The sequence below is a fragment of the Streptomyces sp. Tu 2975 genome, assembly GCF_009832925.1.
Classification (GTDB): domain Bacteria; phylum Actinomycetota; class Actinomycetes; order Streptomycetales; family Streptomycetaceae; genus Streptomyces.
In genome coordinates, this window is the sequence record NZ_CP047140.1 from 908,646 (window position 1) to 919,967 (window position 11,322).

Consider the following 11,322-nt stretch of genomic DNA (forward strand, 5'->3'; position numbering starts at 1 on the left):
CGCTCCACCGGCCGGCTGGGACACCGGCCGGTGGAGGCGTGTCAGGACGGCCCCCGCATCGACCCGTGGAGGCGCGCCCACCGACCGACGCAGGCGCGCTCAGCGCGGCAGCGTCACCGGCATGGCCGGCTCCGGCTCCGTGCCCGCCTGCGCGCAGACCGACGCCGCGACCTCGGAGGCGTGGCCGAGCATCGCCTCGACCCGGTCGGCGGGCAGATCGAGCCGCCACGCCCCGGCGGCGAGCCACGCGAGCATGCCTGCCATGAACGCGTCCCCCGCGCCGATGGTGTTGACGACGTGGACGGGGACGGCGGGGACGGAGACGACGGCGCCGCCCGCGGTGTACGCGGTGCTGCCCCGCGCGCCGCGGGTCATGACCACGAGCTTGCCGCCGTGTGCGAGTTCACGGCAGCTCGCGTCGGGTTCCCGGCCGGGCCACAGCCGGGCGAGATCCTCGTCGCTGGCCTTGACGACGTGGGCGGCCGCGCACAGTTCGCGCAGCGGGTCGGGACCGGGGCCGTTCCCGAGGGTGCGGTCCTCGCGCACGTTGGGGTCGACGGCGAGCAGGCCGGCGCGGGCCGCGGTGCCTGCCGTCGCCGCGACGGTGGAGGCCGCCGGTTCGACGACGGCCGCGAGCCCGCCGACGTATACGGCACCGTAGCGTGGCACGTCGGCCGTTCGGTCGGGCAGCTGGAAGGTGGCCGTTCGGTCTGTGTGGAAGTGGTACGCGGTGCCCTCGGGTCCGGGGTCGGCCACGGCGAGCGTGGTCGGCAGCGGCGAGCGCCCGCACAGGGAGAGGTCGACGCCCGCGTGGGTGAGCCGGTGTTCGATGCTCCGTGCGAAGACGTCGCCGCCGAGGGTCCCTGCGAAGGAGGCCGGTGTGCCGAGCCGGGCGAGGCCGACGGCGACGTTGGCGGGTGCGCCACCGGGCTGTGCGCGCAGGAGCCCGGGGTCCCCCGGCTCGGGTACGAGGTCGATCAGGGCCTCGCCCAGGACCAGCACGCCGTCCCGGCTCACGGTTCGACCACGATCTTGCGGCCCTGGCCGGCGCTGAAGCGCTCGACGGCCTGGGGGTACTCCTCGAGCGGCAGCCGGTCGCTGATGAAGACCGACGGGTCGAGGACGCCGGTGGCGAAGAGTGCCGCGGCCCGCTCGTAGCTGTGCAGGACGGCCATGGAGCCGGTGATGGTGATCTCCTGGTTGTAGATGCGGTAGGGCTCGATGACCGCGGTCGTCGCGTAGTCGGCGACCCCGAACTGGAGGAACGTGCCGCCCTTGGCGACGCGTCCGAGGCCGTCCTGGATGGCCTTGGCGTTGCCGGTGGCGTCGACGACGACGTCCCAGCCGCGGGGCCGGTCGAGTTCGTCGGCGGAGGCGGCGGTGCGGGAGCAGCCGAGGAGCCCAGCGGTGGCGAGCCGGTCGGGGTTGACGTCGAGGACGTCGACGGAAGCCGCACCGGTGCGTTTGGCCAGCTCGAGCATCATCAGGCCCATGGTGCCGGAACCGTAGATGAGCACGTCCGCGCCGAGGGTGCCGCTGAGTACGTCGTAGCCGCGTACGGCGCAGGACAGTGGCTCGATGAGGGCGGCGTCCTTGACGTCGATGTGGCCGGGCAGCTTGACGCAGTTGGCGACGGGGGCGACGGCGTACTGGGCGGCGCCGCCGGGGACGGTGACGCCGATGGCGGCCCAGCGGTCGCAGAGGTTGCCGCGGCCGCTGCGACAGTAGCGGCATTCGTGGCAGTGCAGGGAGGGGTCGACGGCGACGAGGTCGCCGACGGCGAGTTCGGTGACGTCCTTGCCGGTACCGACGACTTCGCCGGCGAATTCGTGGCCGGGCACGATCGGCAGGGTGGGCGCGAACTCGCCCTGGAGGATGTGCAGATCGGTGCCGCACAGTCCGCAGGACGCCACGGAGACGACGACGTCGCGCGGTCCGGGCGTCGGGTCGGGGACGGTCGTGACGACGACCTTGCCGGGGGCTTCGACGATCGCTGCCCTCATTTGACGGCTCCTAGGGAGAGGCCCTGGACGAGTTTGTCCTGGGCGGCGTAGCCGGCGGCGAGCACCGGCAGGGACACGACGACGGACGCGGCGCACAGCTGGGCGAGGAAGAGGCCTTGGCTGGTGACGAATCCGGTCAGGTACACGGGCGCGGTCTGGGCGACGACGCCGGTGAGCACCCGTGCGAACAGCAGCTCGTTCCAGCTGAAGATGAAGCAGATGAGTGCCGTGGCCGCGATGCCGGGTCCGGCGACGGGGGCGACGACCCTGGCGAGCACGGTGGGGAGCCGGGCACCGTCGACCTGGGCGGCCTCGATGATGGAGACGGGTACGTCCGAGAGGAAGGACTGCATCATCCACACCGCGATCGGCAGGTTCATCGAGGTGTAGAGGATGACGAGCAGCCAGATGTTGTCGAGCATCCCGGTGTTCTTCGCGAACAGGTAGACGGGGAGCAGGCCGGCGACGACGGGCAGCATCTTCGTGGACAGGAAGAAGAACATCACGTCCGTCCACTTGCGCACCCGGCGGATGGAGAGCGCGTACGCCGCGGGCAGGGAGAGCACCAGGACGAGGACGGTCGAGAAGAGGGACGCGGACAGTGAGTTGATCAGTGGCGGCCAAGGGGTGGGGCCGCCTCCGCCGCCGAAGAACTCGCGGTAGCCGTCGAGGGTGAGGGAGGCGGCGAGGGAGGGCGGGTTGGTGGCGGCGTCGGCTTCCGAGTGGAAGGACGTGAGCAGCATCCACAGGGCTGGCAGGCAGAAGCTGATTCCCGCTGCCCAGGCCAGCAGGCCGAGGGCCGCGGAGCGGCGCCGTGCCGTGCGGGCGGCGGACGGCAGTTGGTGCCGCGGCGGGTGGGTGGCGGTGGTCATGCGCGGGTCGCCTCCTCACGGAAGAGGGACGAGACCACCCGGAGTGCGAAGGTCGCGACCATGATGGTGCCGATCACGACGACGACTCCCGCGGCGGACGCCAGTCCGTACTCGTGGGCCTGGTAGAAGGTCTGGTAGACGGTGTACGGGAGGTTGGCGGTGCCGAGGCCGCCCGAGGTGATCGTGAAGACGGCGTCGAAGTTCTGCACGATGTACACCGAGCCGAGCAGGATGCCCAGTTCGAGGTAGCGGCGCAGGTGCGGCAGGGTCAGGTGGCGGAACATCTGCCAGTTCCCCGCTCCGTCCAGCCGGGCGGCCTCCATCATCTCGGCGGGCCTGCTCTGCAGTCCGGCCAGGAGGATCAGCATCATGAACGGCGTCCACTGCCATACGAGGGCCGCCTCGACGGCGAGGAGCGGCATCTCTGAGATCCAGTCGGGCTGGGCGGGCGAGTCGATGCCGAACAGCCCGGCGGCCCAGCTGAGGGCGCCGTTGAACAGCCCGTACTCGGGGTTGTAGAGCGCGTGTTTCCACAGCAGCGCGGCCGAGACGGGGACCAGCAGGAACGGGGTGATGAGAAGGGTGCGGACCATGCCGCGGCCGAGGAAGGCACGGTCGAGCAGCAGGGCGAGCACCAGCCCGAGGACGACACTGGCGACGACGACGCTCGCCGTGAGCAGCACGGTGGTGAGGACCGATTCACGCAACGCCGGGTCGGTGAACACGGAGGCGTAGTTCGACAGGCCGCTGAAGGCGCGTTCCTCGGGATCGAGGGAGTTCCAGTCGAAGAGGGAGATCACCAGCGTTGCCACGAAGGGCAGTTGGGTGACGGCGACGAGGAAGACCAGCGCGGGCAGCAGCGGTGCGCGGGTCGCCCAGGCTCGCATGCGGCCGCTGCGGGCTCCGTCGCGAGGTGTGTACGGCGTCGGCCCGGTGGGGGTCGCGATGTGCGCGGGTGGGTTCGGTGGTGTGCTGAGCGATGTACTCACCGGTACTCCTTGGCGACCTTCTCGGCCAGTGACTGCGAGGCCTTGAGGGCCTGCGCGACGGACTGGCGGCCGGCTATGGCCGCGCTGATCTCCTGGGAGACCTTCGTCCCGAGGTCGGTGAACTCGGGGATGCCGACGAACTGGATGCCTGTCGTGGGGCGTGGCTGGGTTCCGGGGCTGCGCGGGTCGGTGCCGGCGATGGCCTCCTTGGTCACCTCGGCGAACGCCGCGGCCGCCTTCAGGTACTGCGGGTGGTCGTAGGTGGACGCCCGCTTCCCGGCGGGGACGTTCGCCCATCCGCTCGTGTCGCCGACCAGGGCCTCGTACTCCTTGCCGGAGGCCCAGGAGATGAACTGCCATGCCTTGTCCGGCTTCTTGGAGGCCTTCTGCATGCCCCACGCCCAGGTGTAGAGCCAGCCGGAACTTTCGGTCTTCTCCACCGGCGCCGGTACGTAGCCGATCCTGCCCTTCACCGGTGATCCGGAGGCCTCGAGCGATCCGGCGCCCGCCGTGGCGTCGTACCACATGGCGGTCTTGCCCTGGGTCATGTTGTTGAGGCACTCGGCGTAGCCGGACTGGGCTGCGCCGGACTGGCCGTGCTTGCGCACGAGATCGACGTAGAACCGGGTGGCCTTCGCGAACTCGGGCGAATCGAGCCGGGCCTGCCAGTCCTTGGTGAACCACGTCCCGCCCATGGTGTTGACGACGGTGGTGAGCGGGGCGACGACCTCGCCCCAGCCGGGCAGTCCGCGCAGGCAGATGCCGTTCATACCCTTCTGCGCGCCGTCGACCTTCGCCGCCAGGCCGGCGACCTGCTGCCAGGTGGGCCGCGCCGGCATCGTCAGGCCCTTCTCGGCGAAGACGTCCTTGCGGTACATCAGGAAGGAGGACTCGCCGTAGAAGGGTTCCGCGTAGAGCGTGCCGTCGTAGGTGAGCGACTGGGCGACCGGTTCGAGGATGTCGTCCTGGTCGAACGCGGTGTCGGCGCGGGTGTACTCGTCGAGCGGGTGGAGCCAGCCGTTCTCGGCGAAGAACGGGACCTCGAAGTTGCTGATGGTCGCGATGTCGTACTGGCCGGCCTGGTTGGAGAAGTCCTGGCTGATCTTGTCCCTCACATCGTTCTCCGGCAGGACCGTGAAGTTGACCTTGATGCCGGTCTCCTTCGTGAAGTGCTGGGCGGTCAGCTTCTGCAGTTCGACCATCTGCGGGTTGTTGACCATGAGCACGTTGAGCGCGTCGCCGCCCCCGAAGGAGGTGCCGCCCGCGCCGGCGCATCCGGCGAGGAGGGCCATGGCCGCCGCGCCCGCGCCCGCACGCACACGGATCCCCTGTCGTCGTCGTTGGTGGGGCATCTGTTCTCCTGATCACTGGTAGCGGCTCCGGGTTCTGTCGCGCCGTGGCATGCCGGGGCCTGCCCGTGGCCCGGTGCGGCGGCGACGGAAGCGGAGAGGTATGTGTGATTCCGGGTTCCGTGCGGATCCCGGTGTGCAGGCGGGTCAGACGCGGATGACCTGCGGCCCCATCAGCGAGTAGCGCTGCGCCTCGGCGGCCGGGAGTCCGGCGTCGGTGACGACGGCCTCGAAATCGCCGACCTCGGCGAAGCGGCAGAAGCTGACGGCGCCGAACTTGGTGTGCACGCCGGTGAAGATCCGGCGGCGTGCGCTGCGCATGGCCTGTGCCTTGACCTCGCTCACGGCCGGGTCCGGGGTGGTGAGACCGTATTCGCGGGAGATGCCGTTCGCGCCGACGTACGCCAGGTCGATGACGAAGCCGGCGAGCATCCTGGTGGCCCAGTGGTCGACCGTGGCCAGGGTCCCGCCGCGCACCCGCCCTCCGAGCAGCAGCACCGCGGTCTGCTCGGCGTCGGCGAGGACGGTCGCCACGGCGAGGGACGCGGTGACCACCGTCAACGGCCGGTCACGGGGCAGCGCCTCGGCGACGAGCTGCGGGGTGAAGCCCTCGTCGACGAAGACGGTCTCGGCATCGCCGAGCAGATCGGCCGCGGCGGCCGCGATCCGCGACTTCTGCGGAACATGGCGGGTGGTGCGGGTCGCGAGCGTCGTCTCGAAGCCGGCGCTCTCGACCGGATAGGCCCCGCCGTGGGTGCGCCGCACGAGCCCGTGCTCCTCCAGGGTGTGGAGGTCGCGACGGATGGTCTCCTTGGCCACCCGGAACCGGTCGGCCAGCCGGTTGACGTCGACCGACCCGTCACGCCGGGCCGTGTCGAGAATTCCCCGTCGGCGTTCCTCGGTGTCCACGGCACACATCCCTGCTCATGTGGTGCTGATGCTCTGCTGCCTGTACGGGCGCCGGCGTCCGTCCGGGTCCGTGTGTCGTTTGTACAAGCAATCGAGGCCGCTCGACCAGCGTCTCCACGGCGCACCCTGTGCCCGTTCGTGCCCGTTTACCGAAACGCGTCACGCCTGGTCAGGTGGGTGTGGCGGTCCGGAGCGGAGCCGGGTGCTGCCCGCTTGGGGCGCCGCGGTGCCCGAACGGCGCCCGTGGGCCGACAATGACGGCGTGCGGAAGCCTCCGCACGGCTCGAGGATCGATGAATGGCCTGCCGTGTCCCTGCGTATGCGTAGGGGCGGCATATTCCTACGGACTTCCAGGAGCACACGCATGAGTGGAACAGCTCAGATCGGCGTCACGGGTCTCGCGGTGATGGGCCGGAATCTGGCCCGGAACTTCGCCCGCAACGGCTTCACGGTGGCCGTGCACAACCGGACGGCCGCCAGGACGCGCGCACTGGTCGAGGAGTTCGGGGGCGAAGGGACGTTCGTCGCCGCCGAGTCGCCGGAGGAGTTCGTCGCCGCGCTGGAGCGGCCGCGCCGTCTGGTCATCATGGTCAAGGCCGGTGACGCCACGGACGCGGTGATCGAGGAGTTCGCCCCGCTGCTGGAGGAGGGCGACGTCATCATCGACGGCGGCAACGCCCACTTCGCCGACACCAGGCGCCGCGAGAAGGAGTTGAGGGAGCGCGGTATCCACTTCGTGGGCGTCGGGATCTCCGGCGGCGAGGAGGGCGCCCTGCACGGTCCGAGCATCATGCCGGGCGGCTCGGCCGAGTCGTACGACTCGCTCGGCCCGCTGCTGGAGAGGATCGCGGCGAAGGCCCCCGACGGCGCCCCGTGCGTCACGCACGTGGGCCCGGACGGCGCCGGGCATTTCGTGAAGATGGTGCACAACGGCATCGAGTACGCCGACATGCAACTCATCGCGGAGGCGTACCACCTGCTGCGTACGGTCGCGGGCTACTCCCCCGCACAGATCGCGGAGACCTTCCGCACCTGGAACACCGGGCGGCTGGACTCGTATCTGATCGAGATCACCGCGGAGGTGCTGGCGCACACGGACGCGGCCACGGGCAAGCCGTTCGTCGACGTCGTCATGGACCAGGCGGAGCAGAAGGGCACCGGCCGCTGGACGGTGCAGATCGCGCTCGACCTGGGCGTGCCCGTCTCCGGTATCGCCGAGGCCGTCTTCGCGCGCTCGCTGTCGGGTCACGCGGGGCTGCGGGAGGTGTCGCGTTCGCTCCCCGGCCCTCAGCCGCGGCCTCTCGGCGCCGAGGAGGCGGGCCGTTTCGCCGACCGGGTCGAGCAGGCGCTGTACGCGTCCAAGATCGTGTCGTACACGCAGGGCTTCCACCAGGTGCAGGCCGGGAGCGAGGCGTACGGCTGGGACGTCGACGCCGGCTCGGTCGCCGCGATCTGGCGTGCCGGCTGCATCATCAGGGCCGCGTTCCTCGACCGGATCCGCGGGGCGTACGACGAGCAGCGGGATCTGCCGAGCCTGCTCGCCGACAAGCAGTTCGCCGAGGAGATCGGCGCGGCCCAGGACGACTGGCGGGACGTCGTGGCGACTGCCGCCCGGCAGGGCGTGCCGACGCCGGGGTTCGCCGCCGCGCTGGCCTACTACGACGCACTGCGCGCGGAGCGGCTGCCCGCCGCGCTGACCCAGGGCCAGCGGGACTTCTTCGGCGCGCACACCTACCGGCGGACCGACCGGGAGGGGTCGTTCCACACCCTCTGGGGCGGCGACCGCTCGGAGGTGGTGGCCGACTGACGTACGCCCGGAGCCGCCCCTCCTCGGTCGGGGGGCGGCTCCAGGCGGTTCTGTCAGACGCCGGCCGGGCCCGGCTCCGGTTGCGGGTCGGGAACGGGCTGCGGTCCGGGTCCGGGCGGTTGCGGGATCGGATCCGGCGGGGGCACCGGCGGCGGGCTCGGGGTGGGCACCGGACCCGGCATCGGACCCGGGTCCGGCGGCGGCCCGGGGTCGGGCGTGGGCACCGGGGGTGCGGGGGCGGGGTTCGGGTGCGTCATGCCGGCCTCCCGGGGGACGTCATGGAACTCTTCCGTTCTCTTCCGTTCCGCGGGACGGATCCGGGACGGATCTTTGTGAGGGTCGTTTCGTTCCGCGGTCCCGTACCGCGTTCCCGTTCCGGCGCGATCCAGTCACGCTACGGCGTCCTCGGGTCGGACGCCGGCCGCGGCGGCTGCCGCACGAAAGCCCGTCCCGGGGCTGGAGAGCACGGGCACCCGGGTGCTGGTGCGGTCGGCGGCGTCCGCCATCGAGGCCTGGGCGAGCACGATGACGTCCGCGTCGCGGACCTCGTCGAGGGCCCCGGCCACGGCGGCCACGTAGCCGTCGTGGTCCCCCGCCTCGAAACGTTCCCATGCGCCTTCGACGAGCCGCGTGCTCAGGTCGATGTCGCGCCCGGCGGCTTCCTCCCGGACGAGCGCAGCCGTCGGTTCCAGTGTGCTGCGCACCGCAGCGACCACGACGATCCGCCGGTGCCGGGCCGCGGCGGCGGCCATCGGCCGGTCCACCCGGAGCACCGGGACGCCGAGGCGGGGCGCGCACGCCTCCGCGACCTGGCCGATCGTCGAGCAAGTGCACAGCACCGCGGTGGCGCCGTCGGCGACAGCTCCGGCGAGTACCTCGTCCACCGCGGCGGCGACGGCCAGGGGGCCTTCGGCCATCGCGCGGGCGAGCAGCTCTCCGTGGACGAGGTGCCGTAGCTCCAGGGACGGGTGGCCGCTGTCCCTCAGCGTGTCGAAGACGGGTATGTGGACGGGGGAGGTGTGCAGCAGCGCCAGCATGATCGCGATGCTAGCGCCGCCACACGCCGCCGCCGGCCCCGGCGGGCGGCCTCAGCCGGGCACGACCGGGGCGGACGGGGTCCCCTCCGGCTCGAACGAGGCAAGCATCTGCTCGAGCGCGGCCTGGTCCGGACCGACGAAGGGGTCGGCGCCCGGGGCCCGGGAGATGGTGTCGATCATCCGCGGTGCGATGCCGACGGCCGGCGGCAGATGCGTGCTGAGGACCGCCTCCGGCGCCATCTCGCGCAGCGGTTGGACGGCGGCCAGGTACTTGGCGGTGTCGACGTTGTGGATCCACGGACTGTCCACGGTGGCCCAGAGCAGCTGACCGTCGCGCAGCTCGTCGTCCGTGGCGTCGCCGGCATGGTCGGAGGTCGCCAGCGCCTCGGTGGGCATCGGGGCGCCGAAGCAGTCCGAGCTGAAGCAGGCGCGCGACGTGTCGTCGTAGAAGCCGGTGGTGGCCGGGTTGTCGAACAGCGGCGGCCGGAACGCCCGGAGCGTACGGTCGCCGACGTCGAGGCTCTGGCCGGGGTTGAGCAGATACACACGGTCCTGCGGCAGTGGGCGCTCCGTCGACATGATCCCGACGCCGAGGAAGGTCGTGACGAGGCGGGCGTGCGGCGCGGCGTCCAGCAGTGCGAACAGCCCTCCGGTGTGATCGCGGTCGGGATGCGTCAGCCAGATCCACCGGACGTCCTCGGGATCGACCACCGAGGCGAGCGCGGTGAGGAAGTCACGGTCCGGCAGCCCGACGCCGGTGTCGACGACGACGGGCTCCCGTGCGTGGAGCACGAAGGCGTTGACGGCGAGATAGCCGATGCCGGGGACTTCGAGGCAGTCGTTCAGGACGCTGATGTCCTGACCGACCTTGTGAACAGTCATGGCGTCTCCGCAACCCCCCTGGTCACAGGGGCGGCGCCGCGGTCCTGCGCTGCGAAGCCACAGGAGATGCCGCGGTCACCGCACGCCCCACGCTGCACGCGCGCCCACCGCCGGGCCGGAACACTTCTGCTCCCAGTCTCCTCCCCGGCGGCGGGGTTCGCCCGCGTACGGGCGGGGTTCGCCCGCGTGCGGGCGGGGTTCGCCCGCGTGCGCCGCTCAGAGCGCGGAAACCGCCTCGGGGCTGCGTGAGGTGTCGCTGCCGGGCACCGGCTCGGAGGCGTCGGAGCCGAGCGCCACGATCCGGTTGTCCGCGTCGACATGCACGACGCTGGGCACCAGGGTGCGGGCCTCGGCGTCCTCGACCTGGGCGTAACTGATGAGGATCACCAGGTCTCCGGGGTGCACCAGGTGCGCGGCGGCCCCGTTGATCCCGATCACACCGGAGCCGCGCTGCCCCTCGATGACGTAGGTCTCCAGGCGCGCGCCGTTGGTGATGTCGACGATGTGGACCAGCTCACCGGGCAGCAGGTCGGCGGCGTCCATGAGGTCGCGGTCGACGGTCACGGACCCGACGTAGTGCAGGTCGGCCTGGGTGACGGTGGCGCGGTGGATCTTCGACTTGAACATGGTACGCAGCATCGAGGCACTCCTGGATGTAGGCTCCCTGCCTGCGTTTTTGCAGGTCAAGGGCGGTTTCCCTACCCTACAACGAGTTGTATGTTCGGGCAGCAATCCCCAGGTTTTTCAGGACTCATGCTGACCACTTGCCAACTTTTCTGACGCCTCATCAGATAGCTGAGGGAGGGCTTCGCCCGCTCTCGCGACCCCATCGCGACGACTACACAAGCGTACGCAGCACCCTGCGAACGGCGTCCGTGATCACCGTCACTCTGGCGGCCTGGACGGCGGTCGGGAGCGAGGGCCGGTCGACGGGAAACCGGCCTGCGCAGCGCCATAGGTCAGGAGGGCCAGTCCCCCGCTTCCGTCTCAAAGGAGGAAGGAGGCCCTCTGGTGCAACGATGAATCTGGGGCCCGAAGCGGCGCGGCAACCAGCAGCGGATCGCCGGTTACCCGAACCGGCGATTCTCATGACCATGGGTATGGCTCGTCCGGTGACTCTTGGCGGTGGCACAGGACGGGCGTCAAGGACATTTGGCATTCGGCCAGAGCAGAGTGCGAGCCAACTGCGATCAGGCTCAGGCCAGCCTTGAGGAGCCATCTTGCCCGTGGAACCGCAGTCGCACCCCGACAAGACCCACACCGATAACAGCTCGTCGAGCAGGCGCCGTAGCGTCGAGGCCGTCCTTATGGGCACATCCGAGGTCGCTGCGATGCTCAGCAATGTCCACGAGCTGGGTCTATAGGGAGGCATCGAAACTGGCTTGAAAGGGCTACAAGCTCGGCCGAGGCAGGAACGCCAAGGTCCCGTACAGAGGGCCGAGATCTTCAAATGGCTGGAGCAGCAGAAGATCCA

The 11,322-nt window shown here is 70.7% G+C and carries 10 protein-coding genes; 1 reads left to right on the forward strand and 9 read right to left on the reverse strand.

Translation table 11 applies throughout. The annotated features are described in order from the left end of the window. Positions 1–99 precede the first annotated feature (99 nt). From GLX30_RS03975 to GLX30_RS04000, 6 genes are all read right to left on the reverse strand, one after another. Entirely contained in the window at positions 100–1,017 is a 918-nt protein-coding gene (locus GLX30_RS03975) for a PfkB family carbohydrate kinase (RefSeq protein WP_159683573.1), read from the reverse strand. After that, complete coding sequence (locus GLX30_RS03980; protein ID WP_159683575.1) at positions 1,014–2,003, reverse strand: zinc-dependent alcohol dehydrogenase family protein; 990 nt, start codon at positions 2,001–2,003, stop codon at positions 1,014–1,016. The genes GLX30_RS03975 and GLX30_RS03980 overlap by 4 nt, the downstream gene beginning before the upstream one ends. Beyond that, the gene (locus GLX30_RS03985) at positions 2,000–2,875 is read right to left on the reverse strand and encodes a carbohydrate ABC transporter permease (protein ID WP_159683578.1); all 876 of its coding nucleotides are present in this window, start codon (positions 2,873–2,875) and stop codon (positions 2,000–2,002) included. Before GLX30_RS03985 ends, GLX30_RS03980 begins: the two co-directional genes overlap by 4 nt. Next, on the reverse strand, positions 2,872–3,822 hold the full coding sequence (locus GLX30_RS03990; protein ID WP_244258415.1) for a sugar ABC transporter permease: 951 nt from the start codon (positions 3,820–3,822) through the stop codon (positions 2,872–2,874). The genes GLX30_RS03985 and GLX30_RS03990 overlap by 4 nt, the downstream gene beginning before the upstream one ends. A gap of 38 nt (positions 3,823–3,860) precedes the next feature. After that, positions 3,861–5,216 carry a sugar ABC transporter substrate-binding protein gene (locus tag GLX30_RS03995; protein WP_159683583.1) on the reverse strand — a complete coding sequence of 452 codons (1,356 nt, stop codon included), beginning with the start codon at positions 5,214–5,216 and terminating at the stop codon, positions 3,861–3,863. Between the two features lie 144 nt (positions 5,217–5,360). Next, positions 5,361–6,122 carry a DeoR/GlpR family DNA-binding transcription regulator gene (locus tag GLX30_RS04000; RefSeq protein ID WP_159683585.1) on the reverse strand — a complete coding sequence of 254 codons (762 nt, stop codon included), beginning with the start codon at positions 6,120–6,122 and terminating at the stop codon, positions 5,361–5,363. A 364-nt stretch (positions 6,123–6,486) separates the two neighbouring features. On the opposite strand from GLX30_RS04000, the gene gndA reads away from it, so the two are divergent. Further along, positions 6,487–7,929 (forward strand): NADP-dependent phosphogluconate dehydrogenase, encoded by a 1,443-nt coding sequence (gndA, locus tag GLX30_RS04005; RefSeq protein ID WP_159683588.1) that lies wholly within the window; start codon positions 6,487–6,489, stop codon positions 7,927–7,929. A gap of 389 nt (positions 7,930–8,318) precedes the next feature. On the opposite strand, the gene GLX30_RS04010 is transcribed toward gndA, so the two are convergent. The 3 genes from GLX30_RS04010 to panD all read right to left on the reverse strand — a co-directional run bounded on the left by GLX30_RS04010 (position 8,319) and on the right by panD (position 10,487). Continuing rightward, positions 8,319–8,966 carry an aspartate/glutamate racemase family protein gene (locus tag GLX30_RS04010; RefSeq protein ID WP_159683590.1) on the reverse strand — a complete coding sequence of 216 codons (648 nt, stop codon included), beginning with the start codon at positions 8,964–8,966 and terminating at the stop codon, positions 8,319–8,321. 51 nt (positions 8,967–9,017) lie between these two features. Beyond that, a complete protein-coding gene (locus GLX30_RS04015) occupies positions 9,018–9,848 on the reverse strand; it encodes an MBL fold metallo-hydrolase (RefSeq protein ID WP_159683592.1) in 831 nt (276 codons plus the stop codon). Positions 9,849–10,064: 216 nt separating this feature from the next. Continuing rightward, positions 10,065–10,487: an aspartate 1-decarboxylase gene (gene panD, locus GLX30_RS04020; protein ID WP_159683595.1), complete on the reverse strand. Its 423-nt coding sequence runs from the start codon at positions 10,485–10,487 to the stop codon at positions 10,065–10,067. Positions 10,488–11,322 lie beyond the last annotated feature (835 nt).

Coding starts and splice junctions, on each gene's coding strand:
- GLX30_RS03985 (WP_159683578.1), bottom strand. CDS start 2,875: ATGACCACCGCCACCCACCCGCCGCGGCACCAACTGCCGTCCGCCGCC.
- GLX30_RS04010 (WP_159683590.1), bottom strand. CDS start 8,966: ATGCTGGCGCTGCTGCACACCTCCCCCGTCCACATACCCGTCTTCGAC.
- gndA (WP_159683588.1), top strand. CDS start 6,487: ATGAGTGGAACAGCTCAGATCGGCGTCACGGGTCTCGCGGTGATGGGC.
- GLX30_RS04015 (WP_159683592.1), bottom strand. CDS start 9,848: ATGACTGTTCACAAGGTCGGTCAGGACATCAGCGTCCTGAACGACTGC.
- GLX30_RS03980 (WP_159683575.1), bottom strand. CDS start 2,003: ATGAGGGCAGCGATCGTCGAAGCCCCCGGCAAGGTCGTCGTCACGACC.
- panD (WP_159683595.1), bottom strand. CDS start 10,487: ATGCTGCGTACCATGTTCAAGTCGAAGATCCACCGCGCCACCGTCACC.
- GLX30_RS03995 (WP_159683583.1), bottom strand. CDS start 5,216: ATGCCCCACCAACGACGACGACAGGGGATCCGTGTGCGTGCGGGCGCG.